The organism is Paenibacillus sp. FSL R7-0198 (assembly GCF_038000415.1).
Taxonomy (GTDB): domain Bacteria; phylum Bacillota; class Bacilli; order Paenibacillales; family Paenibacillaceae; genus Paenibacillus.
Genome location: NZ_JBBOCB010000001.1, coordinates 2,673,159 through 2,691,149, shown reverse-complemented (window position 1 = coordinate 2,691,149; position 17,991 = coordinate 2,673,159). Strand labels below are relative to the sequence as shown.

The 17,991-nt window shown below is 45.5% G+C and carries 16 protein-coding genes; 6 read left to right on the top strand and 10 right to left on the bottom strand.

Translation table 11 applies throughout. The annotated features are described in order from the left end of the window. The first annotated feature begins 91 nt into the window (after positions 1-91). On the top strand, positions 92-1,504 hold the full coding sequence (gene mmuP / locus MKY87_RS11705; protein ID WP_339788718.1) for an S-methylmethionine permease: 1,413 nt from the start codon (positions 92-94) through the stop codon (positions 1,502-1,504). Next, positions 1,482-2,549, top strand: coding sequence for a homocysteine S-methyltransferase (gene mmuM / locus MKY87_RS11700; protein ID WP_340964545.1), 1,068 nt, complete (start codon positions 1,482-1,484; stop codon positions 2,547-2,549). The genes mmuP and mmuM overlap by 23 nt, the downstream gene beginning before the upstream one ends. A 156-nt stretch (positions 2,550-2,705) precedes the next feature. On the opposite strand, the gene MKY87_RS11695 is transcribed toward mmuM, so the two are convergent. The 8 genes from MKY87_RS11695 to MKY87_RS11660 all read right to left on the bottom strand — a co-directional run bounded on the left by MKY87_RS11695 (position 2,706) and on the right by MKY87_RS11660 (position 12,026). Continuing rightward, positions 2,706-3,875, bottom strand: a complete 1,170-nt coding sequence (locus tag MKY87_RS11695; RefSeq protein WP_339788722.1) for a PQQ-binding-like beta-propeller repeat protein — start codon at positions 3,873-3,875, stop codon at positions 2,706-2,708. 33 nt (positions 3,876-3,908) lie between these two features. Next, a complete protein-coding gene (locus MKY87_RS11690) occupies positions 3,909-4,874 on the bottom strand; it encodes a hypothetical protein (protein ID WP_339788725.1) in 966 nt (321 codons plus the stop codon). A 272-nt stretch (positions 4,875-5,146) separates the two neighbouring features. Next, positions 5,147-5,380 carry a hypothetical protein gene (locus MKY87_RS11685; protein WP_339788727.1) on the bottom strand — a complete coding sequence of 78 codons (234 nt, stop codon included), beginning with the start codon at positions 5,378-5,380 and terminating at the stop codon, positions 5,147-5,149. Between the two features lie 142 nt (positions 5,381-5,522). Then, positions 5,523-7,916, bottom strand: a complete 2,394-nt coding sequence (locus MKY87_RS11680; protein ID WP_340964542.1) for an ABC transporter permease — start codon at positions 7,914-7,916, stop codon at positions 5,523-5,525. A gap of 11 nt (positions 7,917-7,927) precedes the next feature. Next, positions 7,928-8,686, bottom strand: coding sequence for an ABC transporter ATP-binding protein (locus MKY87_RS11675; RefSeq protein ID WP_340964539.1), 759 nt, complete (start codon positions 8,684-8,686; stop codon positions 7,928-7,930). A gap of 103 nt (positions 8,687-8,789) precedes the next feature. Further along, entirely contained in the window at positions 8,790-10,232 is a 1,443-nt protein-coding gene (locus MKY87_RS11670; protein WP_340964536.1) for a HAMP domain-containing sensor histidine kinase, read from the bottom strand. Positions 10,233-10,252: 20 nt separating this feature from the next. Then, complete coding sequence (locus MKY87_RS11665) at positions 10,253-10,954, bottom strand: response regulator transcription factor (RefSeq protein ID WP_340964533.1); 702 nt, start codon at positions 10,952-10,954, stop codon at positions 10,253-10,255. Between the two features lie 241 nt (positions 10,955-11,195). Beyond that, on the bottom strand, positions 11,196-12,026 hold the full coding sequence (locus tag MKY87_RS11660; protein ID WP_315939870.1) for a helix-turn-helix domain-containing protein: 831 nt from the start codon (positions 12,024-12,026) through the stop codon (positions 11,196-11,198). 198 nt (positions 12,027-12,224) lie between these two features. Here MKY87_RS11660 and MKY87_RS11655 point away from each other — a divergent pair, with 198 nt between their 5' ends. Together MKY87_RS11655 and MKY87_RS11650 are read left to right on the top strand one after the other, a co-directional pair. Beyond that, entirely contained in the window at positions 12,225-13,001 is a 777-nt protein-coding gene (locus MKY87_RS11655; protein WP_339788735.1) for a sugar phosphate isomerase/epimerase family protein, read from the top strand. Positions 13,002-13,056: 55 nt separating this feature from the next. Then, the gene (locus MKY87_RS11650; protein WP_340964530.1) at positions 13,057-14,076 is read left to right on the top strand and encodes a Gfo/Idh/MocA family protein; all 1,020 of its coding nucleotides are present in this window, start codon (positions 13,057-13,059) and stop codon (positions 14,074-14,076) included. Positions 14,077-14,346: 270 nt separating this feature from the next. Here the strand turns inward: MKY87_RS11650 and MKY87_RS11645 are convergent, their stop codons facing one another. Next, positions 14,347-15,294, bottom strand: coding sequence for an aldo/keto reductase (locus MKY87_RS11645; RefSeq protein ID WP_340964528.1), 948 nt, complete (start codon positions 15,292-15,294; stop codon positions 14,347-14,349). A 20-nt stretch (positions 15,295-15,314) separates the two neighbouring features. Continuing rightward, positions 15,315-16,319, bottom strand: a complete 1,005-nt coding sequence (locus MKY87_RS11640; protein ID WP_340964525.1) for a Gfo/Idh/MocA family protein — start codon at positions 16,317-16,319, stop codon at positions 15,315-15,317. Between the two features lie 118 nt (positions 16,320-16,437). On the opposite strand from MKY87_RS11640, the gene MKY87_RS11635 reads away from it, so the two are divergent. Both MKY87_RS11635 and MKY87_RS11630 read left to right on the top strand, forming a co-directional pair. Continuing rightward, on the top strand, positions 16,438-17,277 hold the full coding sequence (locus tag MKY87_RS11635; RefSeq protein WP_338588608.1) for an AraC family transcriptional regulator: 840 nt from the start codon (positions 16,438-16,440) through the stop codon (positions 17,275-17,277). A 106-nt stretch (positions 17,278-17,383) separates the two neighbouring features. Further along, positions 17,384-17,791, top strand: coding sequence for an RrF2 family transcriptional regulator (locus MKY87_RS11630; RefSeq protein ID WP_338588607.1), 408 nt, complete (start codon positions 17,384-17,386; stop codon positions 17,789-17,791). The last annotated feature ends 200 nt before the right edge of the window (positions 17,792-17,991 follow it).

Genomic DNA, 17,991 nt, shown 5'->3' with positions numbered 1-17,991 from the left:
GTTTGTTTTTATTTGTCAGTAACGGCGCACTCTTTAGGAAGAGTGGGTCTTTTTTGTTTTTTCTGGATGAAGAAGTAGGGGAGCAGCAGGTATGGAGAACAACAACGACAAAGGGCATTTTCAGCGAAAAATGCAGGCACGGCATGTGGTCATGCTCTCTCTCGGAGGAGTCATTGGAACAGGATTATTCCTCAGCTCAGGTTACACCATTCAGCAGGCGGGACCACTGGGAACCATTCTGTCCTATCTGATCGGAGCCATCGTTGTATATCTGGTGATGCTCTGTCTTGGTGAACTGTCTGTTCATATGCCAGAGACGGGAGCATTTCATAGTTATGCAGCCAAATATATCGGACCGGCAACAGGTTACACGGTGGCTTGGTTATACTGGTTAACCTGGACTGTTGCGCTTGGCTCCGAATTCACAGCCGCCGGATTGCTGATGCAGCGCTGGTTCCCATCGGTGAACGTATGGATATGGAGCGCGCTCTTTGCACTGATGATCTTTCTGTTTAATGCATTAACGGTGAAATTATTTGCGGAATCCGAGTTCTGGTTCTCATCTGTAAAAGTAGTTACTATTGTAATCTTCATTATTATCGGTGGCGCAGCCATGTTTGGTATCATTCCCATGGCGGATTCTGAACCGGCTCCATTTCTATCAAATATTACCGCATCCGGGTGGTTCCCTCATGGGGCTACAGCGATATTGATGACCATGCTTGCTGTAAACTTTGCCTTCTCAGGCACCGAGTTAATCGGCATTGCCGCCGGTGAGACGGAGAATCCGGAAAAGACGATACCAAAGGCTATTCATACAACGCTGTGGCGTTTGGTTATTTTCTTCATCGGAACGATTGTTATCTTGTCGGCCTTGCTGCCCATGTCGGATGCCAGTGTACTGGAAAGTCCGTTTGTAGCGGTAATGGAGCGGGTGGGAGTACCCTATGCAGCAGACATTATGAACTTTGTTATTCTGACGGCGATTCTCTCTGCTGCCAATTCAGGCCTATATGCATCTTCACGGATGCTCTGGTCTTTGGCTGACAAAAGAACGATCTCTCCGTGGTTTGCCAAATTGACCAAAAGCGGGGTACCGCTGAATGCACTTCTGATCAGTATGGTGGGTGGTGCACTAGCTTTGCTGTCCAGCATCATTGCACCAGGTACCGTGTATATTACTCTGGTCTCCATCTCAGGTCTGGCTGTCGTTGCGGTATGGATGAGCATCAGTGCCTCCCAATACATGTTCCGCAGACAATATATCCGGGAAGGACATGCGGTCAAAGATCTGGTCTACCGCACACCACTGTATCCGGTGGTACCAATTGTTTCATTTATATTATGCCTAGCTTCATGCATAGGTATTGCCTTTGACCCGACACAGCGAATTGCGCTGTATTGTGGGGTTCCGTTTATCGCAGTATGTTACGCTGCTTATTATCTGACAGAACGTGTGAATAAGAAAAGAGGACAAGTACATGACGCAAGCACAACAGACTAACCCCATAGAACAGATCCTGCGTGAACATCCGGTCATGATTCTGGATGGAGCGCTGGCAACGGAACTTGAACAGCATGGATGTGATCTCGATGATCCACTATGGTCTGCTCGTGTGTTGCTTGAGAATCCGGATGTTATCGTTCAGGTCCATGCAGATTATTTTCGAGCAGGAGCCGACTGTGCGATTACATCCAGTTATCAGGCGACGGTGGATGGTTTCCGCAAGAGAGGGATCGATGAACAGGCAGCACTGGACCTGATTCGCAAGACGGTGCAGCTGGCTGCACAGGCGAGAGATGACGTATGGGCAGAAGTGCAGAGTGGTTTAGTAGGGAGAGAAAGCTCGACAGGTCAGCTTGTAGAAGTTCCTTCGATACGTTCCGAGACCGTGGAGAGTGAGGAGCATATAACAGGTCGTACAGGGGATCGCGAAGAAGACAGTCTCCGTCCACGTCCAATTATTGCTGGGTCCGTTGGGCCGTACGGCGCCTATCTGGCGGATGGTTCAGAGTATGTGGGACATTACGGCGTGTCGGATGAGACACTTGCTGCATTTCACCGTCCACGTATGGCGGCGTTGCTTGAAGCAGGTGCAGATATTCTGGCGTTTGAGACGATTCCATCCTTGCAGGAAGCACAGGTGCTGGTTGATTTGCTGAAGGAGTTTCCTCATGCATATGCCTGGTTATCTTTTTCTTTAAAAGACGGGACAAGCATCAGCGAGGGCACACCCCTTGAGGTATGTGCACAGACATTTGGCTCCGAGCCGCAGATTGCGGCGATTGGCCTGAACTGTGCTCCGATGGAAGTCGTGACGGAAGCCGTAGGCATTCTCAGCCGTGCCAGCGACAAACCTGTTATTGTGTATCCGAACTCGGGAGAAGTATACGATGCAGCAACGAAGACGTGGAGTGGACAGGGTACATGTGGCAGTATGAGTGATGCTTCGGAGGCATGGGTTGCTGTGGGTGCAAAAATCATTGGCGGCTGTTGCCGTACTACGCCACATCAGATTGGCGAACTTGCGAAGAAGTGGCGGAATTAAAAGACTTGATGTAGAGTTGTACCCCGAAAAGCTAGAGATACAACCAAATATGAAGAAGCCCTCACGACCCATTACTGGATTGGTGAGGGCTTCTTCAGTGTGATTTAGCGTTAACATCAACATGAGGACATTCCTCTTCTGATGCTTCTGATTGTGCTATTTAATTAACTGAGTGCTAACTAAGGTACGACCTTCGTCACTCAGGAAGTACAGACCGGTTGTGTTATTGAGAAATAGACGTTCCTTTTCAAGATCAAATTCGCCTTTCTTGTAGGTGAACAAAACCTTAAGATTGCTTGTGTCCATAATAACAAGTTCGTCATTTCCATTCTTTTTAGCTGTAAACATAAAACTTGTACCATCAACTGCCATATGAAGAGGCATCCAATAGCTGTTATAGGTGGTTGGTATCGGCAGATATGCCTTCTCAGCGATTAACTTACCCGCAGATGAATATAATTTTATTCGTTTATTTTTAGCATCCACAAACAAAAAACGATCCTTCAATGCAACAATTTCTGTTGAATAATCAATATAAGGAAGTTCTTTTGTCCATCTGATTTTCCCCGTACTATTGTATGCTTTTAGCGTCATAGTTTTTTTGTGAATACTATAATGCAACAATGTATCATCAGATATACTCATAATCTGGTTATACCCTTTTCCGCCAGCAATCGTTTTTATTTTTTTTCCTGTGGTCAGGCTGCTCATGTAGAAATCGGGATGATCACTAAATTTTTTGCCGATGATCACATTTCCTGTAATCTGTTCAATTAAATATGGAACTTTGAACTTTTGGATTAAAGTTCCTTTTGTATCGTAATAGTAGAGTGTACTACTTTTTGAATCGTCAGCGTGCATAACCACATATAAACTTCCATTTTCTTCTGGATAGGCTAACTCAGCCCCGTTTCTCAAAAAATCTTCTTGCGTGCCGGGCAAAGGTGCAGTCCAACGGATTTCACCTGTGGCTATATGCTTGGCACTCACTTGATTATCGTGAAAAATAAACATATATCCATCATCGGAAAGTTTGTACTCGTTGTTCGTTGGAATGGACCAGAGGAGTTTCCCCGTTTTGGCATCTACACTGTCGATATAATAATCATTATTCTTGTCTGCTTTAGTTACGAGCAGACTTTCATTCCCCATGGTATCTGTAACACTCTTCATTGAATATGAGCTTGTTGCACTCTGTCCGCCGTTGGTAATATCATACCCCCATTGGAATTGCAGCAGATCTTTAGCCAGAGCTGGCTCGGATGGGATCGCAAGGAAGATGCATAGGCTGGCTATAAGCCAATAGTTGATTCGTTTTAAACTCATGATTGGTAGACTCCTTATGTAATGTTCTCTGGATTATGGAAGTAACTGATACTTTCTTATCGTTTGCCCGTCGGAAGGTATGAAAAATAGTTCATTTTGCTTGTTGAGGAACAGTTCATCTCGATTAAACCTTACATCTTTCCAATCGTTCTGCGACACCCGATAGAGTTCTCTCAGATTATTTGAATCTCTAATCACGAGTTCTATTCCCTGTTCCGTGTATTGGATGTACATAAAACTCTGTAAATCGATGGCCATTTTCAGAGAGCTATTTGGCTCACCTTGCATGTAGAAGGGATTTTCATTGACCCCTGTAATGAATTTTCCATCGGAATTCATAAGCATGATATTGCCTGCGGTTTGTTCCAGATACAGCACACGATCATGGATGATAAATATCTCGGGAGGCCCCTTTTTAAAAGAAAAATCATACTTCCATTTCAAATTTCCTGTAGGCGAGTATGCCCTCAACTCAAGTTCACGGTTATTGATAAACTTCCGGGTTATTAGGGTTCCATCGTCCGTAACCCTATTCCCGTAGGGCAAGGTTGTTTCATTGGTCAGCACCGTTAGCTTCTTACCTGTAGAAAGATTAAAAACATGAGTATACGGACTTTTGTTGCCCGGTTGACCTAAAATAAAATTGCCTTCTATTGTGTAATATTGCATATAGGGGAGAACAAGCTTTTTGCTTCGATGTCCCTGTTCATCATAATAATAAAGAGTTACATATTTGTTTTTGTGATAAGTGAAAGAATAAACTGTTCCGTTTTTGGCGAAATCTGAGGACTGACCTTCACGAAAGTAAGGGTTTATTGAAGACCATATCGGTTTACCAGTTGTCAGATCCGAGACCGTAATAATATCATCTAATCTATTTTCATAGTCATCAGTTTCAGCAGGTTTGAAAGTATACATGTAACCATCACTTGTTGAACCATAATCAGATTCTGGCTTGGACCATCGGATGTCCCCGGTTTCACCACTTATGTTCTCCACATATATGAGGTCCTCATTCACAACCTTTCTCACCAGAATGTTTAGGTTGCCGGACGAATCCAGTCTGAAGTAATGCGGAGTGAATCCATCCCCCCATTGGCCAGAATCGACCTGCTTGACCCATTCAAGTTGTGGCACGGTCTTGGCTTTAGCCGACGCTGAAGGTTTGTCTACTGACAACAATCCTAGACTCAGGATGCTGATCAACAAACAAAATCGAATACATAACCATTTCAAAATAAACAACTCCTTAACAAAAATCGAGGTCAAACTTAATCTGGACCTACCGTTTCATTTTTAATATCCTGCACCAACCGTATGATCTCCGCAACACCTAGTAACAATAGTCCTGCTACAATGCCGTTCATCATAACTGGAAGAGTCAAAGACCATTGAAAGCCACTGAACTCATTTTGCCCAACGAGGATGCCGGCAATAATGGATAGAATGATGCTAATCCAAGCTATCCACTTCAACAATTTACTCGTTTTATTTTTGTTGTACAAAGAAATTAACTCCTTTACCATAGTATTCCATTAAGTCTATCATATCTATCATTGCTAGGTATATAGGACTATTTCTGTGTCGGATTTAGAGTTTTGTTGAAATATATTGTCATGTGTTTTAATGTCTGTCTGCTGCTGCATGTTATTCAATAACAAGAATGCGCGGGGATGCCTGACGAATCACCTTGGATGATCTCCAGGAGCCAAAAGCTGCTGCAAGGATACTCAGAGAAGAGAAAAGTATAATTCCCCACCAATTCAGAACCAATGGGATTTGAACAATACCGTATCCCGAGAGTACTTTTTCAAGCAACAACGGAAGAAGGTACACGCCAGCAATAACGCCAAACATCGAACCGATTAGGGATAACAATACGACTCCCAGTGTAATAGAAGACCGAATACTGCTAGATGTCATTCCAATCGACTTATAAATGCCATACGTCTTGCTCTCTTTGCGAATACTGATCCGGCAGGTGCTGAAGATAATGATAAATGTAACCAAAATGAACAGCAGACCAATGAGAGCCATGGGGTACACAAGAATGCTTGCAGCTTCTGCATAAACAGAATCCAGCAGCGTTTTTTGCGTGACGATGGAAGCAGAGTCTTTGAACCGCTCATTCAATTGGTTAGCAATGGATCCTGCCTGTGAAGGATCGTTGACATTGATAAACGCGACATTTACATCTCCGTAATCCGGATTCACGCTTCGAACCGCTTGAGCTGTGATTCTTCCGGATACCGACAAGTCGGAGATGGCCTGATAGATGCCCGAAATCATGAACGTGCGCTTCTCTCCTTCAATGTAGAGATCAATGAGATCTCCCATATCCTTGTTTAACATCTTGGCAACACTAACCCCGATTGAAATTTCATTTTCGAGTTCCGGATTGTTTCCTCTCAACGTCTCAAAACCAAGATCTTGATAGCTTCCATCCAGTACTCTTAGATAAAGACTGGTAGACTGGCTGACCACGTCGGTTGAATCATCTGGAAGGATAACTCCGGTGATGTTTCCTTGCCAGCCCACATTTTTGATGCGAGGGTCTTCTTCCAATACGTTCTGCAGCTCTGCTCTCGGAAACGTAGTTTTGTTTACAACGACTGCGGCAATGTTAGCATTGTCATACCCCCATTTGGCCGCCGTCTGATAGATTCCGGTAATGCTGGTCAGTACAACATACCCGAGGACAAGTACGGAAGCAGCCATCGTTGTTAGCAATAACATCAGAACCGAGCTTTTGCTGTTTTTGATCAGATTGCGTATGCCGATTACAAAAGAGACGGGCAATCGTCCAAACAAGGCCCGGTTTGCGAGCGGTGAATTCATTCGTCGCGCCATGCGTACATTGTCGCTCTCCGACATACCGTACCGAATGGCCTGAACAGGCTCAATCGTGCGAGCTTTTCTGGCGTATAACACGACAAATGCAATAACCAAGACGAGTAACAGCAGCCCCACAACAATAGCAGCTCCAATGCCCTCAATTGGAAGATCACCCTGGCCAGTTCGCAGGGACGATACGGAGATGTTGATGATGAATTTGGAGACGAATACGCTCAGTACTAGCCCGGGAAGAACGGCGATGATGGACAGCAGGGTATATTGAATGACGTAGGTACCAATGGTGCCCCGGGAAGTGAGTCCCAGCGATTTAAGGATACCTATCGTTTTGTAGTTGGCCAGAATGGCATCGGATATGGTGAAGCCAATCGTAATGAGGGCAATAATCATCATGACGGCCCCTAAGAATATCATAATGAACCCTACGATCTGATTGATGATCAGATAAAAGGATGAGATACTTTCAAATTCCATTTTGGTTTCCAAGAATGGGGCACCCGTCTCGCTTGTATAACGATCCCAGTAGCTGGAGTTCGTACTGTAATCATCAAAATGGATGCCCATCATGTGAATATCTTTTCCTGCAAGCGTACTAAGATCATTTTGGTAATCCGTACTGTTCATCCAAATTCTTGCCGTATTGGTGAACGGTGCTCCATAAGGAACATCCACAACAATAGCTGAGACTGCGAGGTCAAGTGTGGTAGATCCAGTTTTGAATTGAATGGTATCACCGACAGCGATGTTATAGCCATTCGCCATGGAAGTTGGGATCCATACGCTTCCTTGTTCAGGAGCCGAATGCTGTGTACCACTTGCAAATACAAGTTCATCTACACTCCACGGAGGAGGCGGGGTACTCATCATGTACAGATAAAGGTTAGGGATGTCAGTGCCGCCAAAAGTGATGCCCGACAAGATGCGGTAAGTAAGCAAAGGTGAGACTTGAACACCGTTCTGGGCAGCCCACCAGTCATGCACAGTTTGGGGATCATTCAGTCCTTTGTCGAACGTCAAGATCTGATGGGACCCGTTGGTCCGACTATGCATTTCCTTGAACTGGTTACCCGTATTGGCCAGAATGATGACAGATGTGGACACCAGTAGGGTTGACAGCAAAATAAGCAGCGCAATCAACGCATTTTGTATTTTGTTCCTACTCAGATACGACAAGCTAAGTTTAAACATGACCGCCATCGTTATTCCTTCCCAGTAACCAAAGCGAAGATGATCGCTTCACGATCTTGAATTTGATGTTCGTCATAGGTGTCAAACTCAAGGATTCCGCCAATCTTGCCGTCCAAAATGTAGATCAGGCGATCTGCCCGACAGGCGGCCTTGATATCATGCGTCACCATGACAACAGACTGTCCTTTCCGATGGATAGCCGTAAGGATATCAAGAACAGCTGTGCCGTGCTCCATATTCAGGCTTCCGGTCGGTTCATCCGCAAAAATGATATCCGGCGAATTGATCAAAGCCCGTGCAATGGCAGCTCGCTGCTGCTGTCCTCCGGAAGTTTGGGAGGGAAGACGGTTACGCTGTCCATCAATATCCATCGCACTCATCAGCTCAGCAGCACGGTATTGGATGTCCTTCTTTTTGTTTCCTGCAATGTATCCCGGTAAAGCAATGTTTTCTTTAATGGAAAGGTCTGGGACCAGATTGATGCTCTGATAGATATAACCGATTCGGCGGGTGCGGAAGCTGGACATTTCCCGTTCACTATAAGCGTCAATCCGCTGATCACGAAAATAGACCTCACCTGCTGTAATCTGATCCAGTCCGCTTAGCAGATATAAGAGGGTTGATTTGCCAGAGCCAGAGTTACCCATGATGACCGTGAATTCCCCTTCATAGATATCGAGATCAACATTACGGATGGCATGATGTTGCTCACTTCCGCTGTTGTACGTTTTGCACAGATTCTGTGCACGGATAATCACCTTTTTAGACAAGTCAAATCACTCCCAAGTGCAGTATAGGATTCATTCTAGAGGAGGGATGTTGAGGAAGCCTTATCAAATTATGAATAAAGTATTACAGCTGTGGAGTGTGGGCTCAGCAGATCGGCAGATAGAATCGGAAGGTCGTACCTTCTCCTTCTTTACTAGTAAAAGAAATACGGCCTCCGTGTGCTTCAATAATGCTTTGGCAGATGGAAAGACCCAGCCCCGTACCTTCCTGAACATGTTGGTCTGCCTGACTCACCTGGCCTTTGAAATAACGTTGGAAAACAAACGGCATGTCCTGTACACGTATTCCCTGACCCGAGTCGGTGATGGTCACTTTCAAGTGTCCTGATTCCAGTTCCATACCTATACGTATCGTGTCTCCTGGAGCTGTATGCTTGAGGGCGTTGACGACAAGATTGGAAATCACTTGTTCAATTCGAGTGGGATCGATAGCGATTAACACATTGGGGATGTAGTTGGGTCCTTTATAGATAAGCCCCTTTGTTAGGACAACATGTTCAATAGGTTTCAACATCGTCTCCAGTATAGGCCCACTGTACATTTCACGGGTTTCCACCGATATTTGCCCCAGTTCCTGAAGTGCATGAACCAGTAGATCCTCCACAAGTCGGGCTGTTTTATCCGTATGGGTCCGCATAACTCCCATATATTCCATCAGCGTCTCCTGATCGTTGCATAGTCCTTCCTCAATAGCTTCTATGTAAGCTTTTATCGTGGTAATTGGTGTTTTAATGTCATGAGATATATTGGTGATGAGTTCTTTTTGTGCTTGTTCCTGCTGAATACGCTGCTCGCTCAAATGTTTAATCTCCGTACGCATTAGATCAAACATGGCATATACTTCGAGCAATTCATCATTGCGGTTGTACTGGATTTTTTCCTCATAATTGCCTTTAAGCATGGATTCCGCATGTTGCTTCAATTGATGGATGGGAGAGAGCAGGTGTTTGTCCAGTTTTTGTTTCATCCAGAATAGAAATAAGCTCAGAATCAGTGACAGGAGCATGAGTGCGCTAATCAATATAACTGGAAAAGTCATCGATTGCTGAACCGTAACCATGGCTTGGGGGATAGAAAAGATGGCATTGCCGATCTGACTTCCCATCGGTCCGTCCATCACGGGAAACGCAATATCAAGCGTATCGTTACCGTCCGCGGCCTGCGTGGCATGATGCAGATCATAATGAAGAGCTGTACGCAGATTAACTTGCGTTCCTTCAGAGGTGGGGTCGGAGGACAGAATGACTTTTCCATCCAAGTTTAGATAGGTAAGCGGAACTCCGGTCTCTCTGGCGGTGGAACGTATGTCTTCACGAATATTTTGTTCATTAAGATGCTGATGATTTTGCTCCAAAGCGAGTAAGATCGGATTGACCTTGAGTCGAACCTGATTCAGGGACAGATTGGATTCGCCTGAATTTCGATCTTGTAACAGCATCATCGACAGTGCAAGGATACTTAAAACGATAATAATGAGAAGGCCAAGTGTTGTTAACAACCAGCGTTTGGACCAGCTGTTCAATGACATGTGGGAGCCTCCAATCTCACTTATTCGTAATTGAATTTGTAACCGACACCCCATACCGTCTTCAGAACGGTCGGATGCGAGGCATCTGCCTCGATTTTTTCACGTAGTCTGCGAATGTATACGGTTACGGTATTTTCATCGCCGTAGGTTGCATATCCCCAGATGGCGTCAAGCAACTGGGCTTTGGAGAACACCTGATTCTTATGGCTTGCCAGATAATGAAGTAATTCGAATTCTTTGGCGGACAGAGAAACTTCCGATCCGTTCAAAGTAACTTTATAGGCTTTTTTATCAATCACCAGGTTTCCAAGATGCAGTAGATCTGTTCTGTCCCGATCTGATGTCATGCTGTCATAACGCCTGAAGTGGGCATTAATCCGTGCTAACAATTCGCTGAGCGAAAAGGGCTTCGTCATATAATCGTCTGCTCCAAAACCAAGACCAAGTACCTTATCGGTATCACTGCCTCTGGCACTTAGAATGAGGATGGGGATATTGTTACGCCTTCTGATCTCTCGACAGACCTCGATCCCGTCCATGTCCGGAAGCATAATATCCAGAATGATGTAGTCTGGTTGAATAAGCTCCATAATCTGAAGTCCATCTTGTCCAGTGGCTGCCACGGCGGCTTCATATTGATTTTTGGTTAAATAATCTCGCAGAATGCGCGAAATATCTGATTCATCCTCGATGATGAGGACTTTGCGCTGGTGGTTTAACATATGTATCGCTCCAGTATGATAGATGTTAATCGAATATATATGTATGAATTTGTAAAATGACTGTCTCTATAATTGTACAGTCTTGTTCTGTGGGAGTCACATAAAAAAATATTGAATTGAACTTCATTCTTATAAAAATGGTCTGACTTCTATTCGCACTAAAAGCTGATTACAGTTTACCGTATCAAAAATAACCCATGAACCTCTTTAAGGTCATGGGTTTCTGATCTGATACTGCTCGTCACACATGCTCCAGATCATCGATAGGCTCATGCTGTCTGGATTTGAGATACTCCGCCGGAGACACACCAAAGTGTGCCCGGAATACCCGGTGGAAATAGGAGTAACTTGCAAAACCGCAGGATTCCGCAATATGCTCCAGTGTCATTTCACTGTATTTCATTCGTTCCAGCGCCGCATTCAGACGGATCTCAATCGCATATTGAATCATGGTCTGATTGTAGTGCTCCTTAAATAAACGGACTGCACGTGACAAGCTGAGCCCTGCATAACGTGCCGCTTCCTCAAGCTTGAACGTAACCGTGGCATGCTCCTCAATAAAACGTTTTAACTTCAGCGCAGAGGAAACTGCCCGATCGGTCTGAATATTCTCTTTAATTGCCCGGTCGATATACAGACATAACCCGCGCAGTAACGCATCCTTTAGCTCCGCATTTTCTTCTAGAGGCCCGCGACGTTTCTCAAGTAACATATTTCTCCACAGGCTGATGAGTTTATCATCAAGTCCAATCCGGCTCACGGTAGATCGATGCTGCCGTTTCCACCAGTTCTCGATCCAGCTGCCCTCGCAGAACAGATAATAATCTCCGCTGGACAAACGTCCTTCTTTATGTGGTTCATCTACAACGAGATGATAGTCGTCGCCAGGCTTGAGTAGCAACAAATCCCCGCTAGTCATCCTGAATTCTTTATCCTGTACATACACTTTGCACGAGCCTTCGGTCTGCAGACGGAACAGATAGGTTTGCAACTCGCCCTTCATATTATGTGTGAACGCTTTATAGTGGTATGAGTAGTCACAGATCAGTACAGATGTCTCTAACGTATCCAAAGATAAAATCCCCCAATATGTACATCCTGCATGCATTCAAATGGGCTACATTCAATTGATGCAAAATGATGGAAATAAAATTTGATCAGATAGTTCATGTTCTGACTATATTGTATATGTTCATTCTAGCCTGTTTTGCGTTAGGATGATACCAGATAGAGCAATGAAAGCAAATTTGAGAACAGAGGTGTATCCTACATGAAAAAACTTAATATTGGTTTGCAATTGTTTACACTCCGTGATGAAACTGCAGCAGATTTTCGTGGTACGTTGCGTAAGGTAGCGGCCCTTGGATATGAAGGTGTGGAGTTTGCCGGATATGGCGATATTCCAGCTGAGGAAATGAAAGCGCTACTAGATGAACTTGGACTGAAAGGATTCAGCAGCCACGTTTCATTACATGCGATGCGCGAAGACTTGCAAAAACAAATCGATTACCTGAAAACAATTGGTGCACAATATATCATTTGCCCTTACCTGATGCCAGAAGATCGTCCTGAGAATGCAGAAGGATGGACCAAGCTATTCGCTGAGTTACAACAATATGGAGCTGAAGCAGCGAAACAAGGTTTGATCTTCGGATACCATAACCATGACTTTGAATTCCATGGCCAGGTTGGCGATGCTAATGCCTTTGATGCCATGTTCGCTCAAACATCACCGGAAGCGGTAAAAGTGGAAATGGACGTATGTTGGGTACAATTTGCGGGACAAAATCCGATCGAGTATATTAAACAATATGCGGGTCGCTTGCCGCTGCTTCATCTGAAGGACTTCAGCAAAGACGAACAGGGCCAGATGAAAACACTGGAATTGGGACAAGGTTCGGTTGACCTGCCAGCTGTTATTGAAGGCGCTACAAATGCAGGCGTGGAATGGCTGATCGTGGAACAAGACGTATGTCAGAATCCTCCGCTTGAGAGCGTATCCAACAGCTACAACTGGCTGAAACAGAACTATTTGAACCAATTCTAACGGACCATCGAACCATAAAAAATGCTAATCTATTTGTCAAAGGAGACTTATGTACATGAGTAAAATTAAAGTTGCTGTATTCGGCTGTGGAGCCATTGCCGAGCGCAGACATATTCCAGAGTACGCTGCCAATGAGAACGTAGAACTTGTCGCTTTTGCCGATCCGATTGTGGAGCGTGCGGAGAAGATGGCCGAGACTTACGGCGGTAAAGCGTATTCCAGTTACGAAGAATTGCTTGCAAACGAAACAGTGGATGCCGTTAGTGTGTGTACACCTAACTATCTGCATGCGCCAATGGCGATTGCAGCTGCAAATGCAGGCAAGCATGTATTGGTTGAGAAACCAATGGCAGTATCCACTGAAGAAGGCGAGCAAATGATCGAAGCTGCCAAGAAAAATGGTGTGTATCTGATGGTTGGACACAACCAGCGCTTGATGCCTCCTCACGTAAAAGCAAAAGAAATTCTCGACTCCGGCAGACTCGGAAAAGTCCTGAATTTCCGTACATCATTTGGACACCCAGGTCCGGAAGGATGGAGTGTGGACGGAGCTGAAAGCTGGTTCTTCCGTAAAGAAGAAGCGATTATGGGCGCTATGGGTGACCTGGGCGTACACAAATCAGACTTTATCCGTTACTTGCTGAATGATGAAGTCTCTGAAGTGGCTGGTTTCATCAGCACACTGCACAAGGAAGGTACTCAGGTTGACGATAACGCAACTTGCTTGCTGCGTATGAAGAGCGGAGCAATCGGAACGCTCGTAGCAAGCTGGACACAATACAGAGCTGGAGACAACAGTACAGTGCTGTGGTGCGAAAATGGTGTTATGAAGATCGGAACAGTGGAAGGCGATGAAGTTATTGTTGAGCTGACCAATGGTACAGTTGAGACGTACAAAGTTGGTGCCATGGCTACCAACGAGAAACAAGTACCGAGTGGTGTAATTGACGCATTTGTAGAGTCGATTGTAACTCAAACCCCTCCAGCGATTTCCGGGGAAGAGGGCTTGCGTTCCCTGCAAGTGATCTTGGCAGCATTCGAATCCGAGAAAACAGGTCAGATCGTTAAACTGTAATCCATACGAATGACAGTGCAATTTCTAACATTCTATATGGCTTAATCTATGATATAAGGGACTTATCTTCAGAGAAGTGTTCTGGGGTAAGTCCTTCTTTATTTGTTCCCGGGCAAGTGGGGGGAACGTGAACAGGGATACGGTAATTGTGCAATAGGTTTTACAATAGTGGATCGCTTTTGCATAACAGAAAAGGCTGACATCTCGCGCTATCGCGGAATATCAGCCCTTTAGAGTCATTAAAATTAATGATATAATGATTAACTTTCTTTAGATGCCAGCCGGTACATCACTGCCCAGATCCAGCCATGTTATTTCAGCCGGAGTCAGCGTGATGCGGGAACCCTCGTCACAGGACAGCAGTTCCGCCTGATTCTGGGCACCGATCAGGGCACAGGTTGGGAACGTCTGATTCAATACATAAGCGAGTGCAATTTGAATGGGTGATGTTTTCTTCGAATTAGCCAATTGTTCAGCCCGGCGCAACCGTTCCCAGTTGCCATCACTGTAGAATACACGCACCAGATCTTCGTTATCCCGAATTTCAGGTGTGAATCTTCCAGTGAAGAAACCACGCGCTTGAGAGGACCAGGATAGCAATGGCAGCTTAGTTTGGTCATGCCATGCCAGCGTCTCTGCATCTGCTGACACACAACCTTCCCAGAAAGGTTCGTTTGCTTTGGCGAGACTGAGATTTGGACTGCTGAATGTGAAGCCCTTCAGGCCATTTGCCGCAGCATATGCATTAGCTTCCTCGAGCCGCTGCCAGGTCCAGTTGGAGGCGCCAATTGCGCCGATTTTGCCGGATTCAATATGTTCGTTTAGTGCTTCAAGAATGACACTGACAGGGGTATTGGGATCATCCCGGTGCAAGGCATACATCTCTACGTGATCTGTCTGAAGACGCTCCAGACTTTCCATCAAGTCACTGCGGATGGCATCAGCGTTCACACGTGGTCCATTCTGGTCATGATGCGCGCCTTTGGTGAGAATGACGATCTGGTCGCGGTTACCACGTTCTTTCATATAACGACCAAGGACTTCTTCACTCTGTCCACCACAATAGATATGTGCTGTATCTACAGTGTTACCGCCAATCGACAGAAAAGCATCCATGTTCGTAGCTGCTTTATCGTAGGCATCATGCACGAAATAATCGGTTCCTTTAATCAATCTGGAGACACGTTTACCTGCACCAGCAATTTCGATATATTCCATAAGTCAGTTCATCCTCTCAATTATAGTGTAATTCGTGTACGTTCTTCCGCTGAACGAAGACAAGCTTCCAGCACTTTCATATTAGCTACCGCATCGGAAGGGGAGAAGCGCAGATCCTTACCCTGAAGTACAGCACGTGCCATATCATCTCCCTGTAGAGAGTAGTGGTTCACTTGTGGGACTTCAATCTCTCTGCGTTCACCACCAGCCGTTACATAGAAGTTGGAACTGCGGTCCTGTCCGCTGACAAATGCCGAAGGGACTTCGATAATCCCGTCGGATCCCAATACCTCCAGCGTGTTGCGGAAGGCTGCCCACATGCTGCTGTCAAACGTCACGCCAACGTGATTATCAAATTCCAGCAGTCCGGAAGCCATCATATCGACCTGATCATGCTGTGGGGAGAACATGCCAATAACGGTAACTGCACTTGGTTCCTGACCAAGCAGCAGACGTGCTACGCTGATGGAATAACACCCAATATCATAAAGTGCACCTCCGCCCCACTCTTTCCGAAAGCGGACATTGCCGGATGCATTGGAGTTATCAAATGAAAATGTGCTGTGCATACCACGGATCTCACCGATCTCACCACTGGCAATGATATCTCGGATCTGCTCATATCGTGGATGATGGCGGTACATGAATGCTTCAGCCAGATGTACACCTGCATCTGCACAAGCTTGAACCATCTCCTGAGCTTCCTGCTCTGTCAGAGCCAGTGGTTTTTCGCACAAAATATGTTTGCCTGCTTCAGCAGCCCGGATCGTCCATTCCCGATGCAGATGATTCGGCAGTGGGATATATACGGCATCAATGGAATCATCAGCGAGCAAAGCTTCATAACTGCCATAAGCCTTGTCGATCCCAAGTTGTTCAGCCGTTTGCTTGGCTTTATCTTCGTCTCGACTAGCAATCGCGGTTACTTCATTCAACTCGGATTGCTGCAGGCCTGGAATGACGGATTCCACAGCAATGCTAGCGCTACCAAGAATGCCCCAACGCAATTTTTGAACTGAATTCATGTGTTGTATCCTCCTGTGTATGAATGTATATTGTGATTATAAAGAATAGATCAATGAATTAAAATGATAATATATTGAAGTTAGTTAACACAATATTGTTGATCAAGGAGAACCGGCTATGATGAGACAAACCGTATTGCTTACCCTGCAGGATATTCCATATTTTTGTTATCCCGAGTCCGTTGGACATTATATGGACCACGTCCAGCATTCCGTGTTGCGGGAGGCAGGAGCACTGAACAACTTTAATATTCACTACGTCGCTGCGGGCAAAGGGTACGTGGAAGTGGACGGGGTGATGCATGAGCTTCGCGCAGGTCAGGCGGTTCTATATTTCCCGCAGCAGCGACAGCATTATTATAGTAGTGAAGATGATCCATGGGACGTACGATGGGTTCATTTTTACGGTGAACGTCTGCATGATTATATGATCGAGCGGGGGTTACATCGCAATCTATTATGGACACTGCGGCAACGCAGCTCTTGGGAAGAGGCTCATCTGGCCTTGCTCACTGAAGCGGAACAAAACACCATGCTGCGTCCGGCTCAGCTATCCACACTGACCTATGCCGTACTCGCCGAGTTCGTGCAGCATGCAGTACCTTTAAAGAGCACTCGTACCACAAGCAAGGCGGAGAGTCGGGTTCTTGCACTTCTTCCACAGATGCAGCAAGAGGCCTGTCAACCTTTCCTGTTACAGGACTGGGCGGATCTCGCAGGTGTGAGTTCGTATTACTTTTGCAAAATGTTCAAGAGTGCTGTGGAGATGACGCCTATGGAGTTTATCACTCGTTCACGACTACAGATGGCGAAGCAGTGGTTACTCGAACGGCCTACGGCCAACATTGGACAAATCGCGGAGGAAGCGGGGTATCCCAATGCCAGTTATTTTAACCGCCAGTTCATGGCCCACGAGGGGATGACACCTACGGATTACCGCGGATTGTATCACAATTAACCCGTATCCATTCGATGTTGTCAGCGCTTTAGGTATAGTGGTTTGACAGAGAGCTCAATCAAGTCTATTATGGATAAATTAAATCCGTGTATAATGAGGTGCCCTCATGAAATATTCAAAAGCGACAAATTATGCTTTGCATACGATGCTTCATCTTGTAAGTACTGCCCCTGAGCAGCTGGTTAGTGTACACCAACTTGCAGAATTGCAGAAGGTATCACCAACCTACCTGTCCAAAATTTTGACCAAATTGGTTAAGGCGGGCATGATTGAATCTACTTCTGGTGCCAATGGTGGCTACCGACTTAGTCGTAAAAATCCGGACCCTTCTTTCCTGGAGATCATTCATGCGATTGAAGGTCAGGCCTCTCTGTTCGAATGTTCCCAGAATCATAACGCAGGCTGTTTGATCCAACAGGTGATGGTGCAGGCGGAAGAAGAGATGGAAAGTTTCTTGAACAATAAAAAAATGTCAGAACTGGCTTCAAAGATGAAGGGTGCACACTCCCTGTAACTTGCACTACAAGTGAAGCTTCGACGGACGCGGTTAACTCGTATGGCACATAGGTATATCCAGATCTTTCCCCAACCTCGCTAGAGGTAAGGAAAGATTTTTTTGTATCGTTGTACCTAATAGAAGCCGAATGGTACAATAAGGAAGGTATAGTATGCATACATACATGATCCTAATCTTACATCACATTTTACATCTCT

Bases quoted from the DNA above. Each gene is read 5' to 3' on its own strand.
- mmuP (WP_339788718.1), top strand. From the start codon at position 92: ATGGAGAACAACAACGACAAAGGGCATTTTCAGCGAAAAATGCAGGCA.
- mmuM (WP_340964545.1), top strand. From the start codon at position 1,482: ATGACGCAAGCACAACAGACTAACCCCATAGAACAGATCCTGCGTGAA.
- MKY87_RS11695 (WP_339788722.1), bottom strand. From the start codon at position 3,875: ATGAGTTTAAAACGAATCAACTATTGGCTTATAGCCAGCCTATGCATC.
- MKY87_RS11680 (WP_340964542.1), bottom strand. From the start codon at position 7,916: ATGTTTAAACTTAGCTTGTCGTATCTGAGTAGGAACAAAATACAAAAT.
- MKY87_RS11670 (WP_340964536.1), bottom strand. From the start codon at position 10,232: ATGTCATTGAACAGCTGGTCCAAACGCTGGTTGTTAACAACACTTGGC.
- MKY87_RS11665 (WP_340964533.1), bottom strand. From the start codon at position 10,954: ATGTTAAACCACCAGCGCAAAGTCCTCATCATCGAGGATGAATCAGAT.
- MKY87_RS11655 (WP_339788735.1), top strand. From the start codon at position 12,225: ATGAAAAAACTTAATATTGGTTTGCAATTGTTTACACTCCGTGATGAA.
- MKY87_RS11650 (WP_340964530.1), top strand. From the start codon at position 13,057: ATGAGTAAAATTAAAGTTGCTGTATTCGGCTGTGGAGCCATTGCCGAG.
- MKY87_RS11645 (WP_340964528.1), bottom strand. From the start codon at position 15,294: ATGGAATATATCGAAATTGCTGGTGCAGGTAAACGTGTCTCCAGATTG.
- MKY87_RS11640 (WP_340964525.1), bottom strand. From the start codon at position 16,319: ATGAATTCAGTTCAAAAATTGCGTTGGGGCATTCTTGGTAGCGCTAGC.
- MKY87_RS11635 (WP_338588608.1), top strand. From the start codon at position 16,438: ATGATGAGACAAACCGTATTGCTTACCCTGCAGGATATTCCATATTTT.
- MKY87_RS11630 (WP_338588607.1), top strand. From the start codon at position 17,384: ATGAAATATTCAAAAGCGACAAATTATGCTTTGCATACGATGCTTCAT.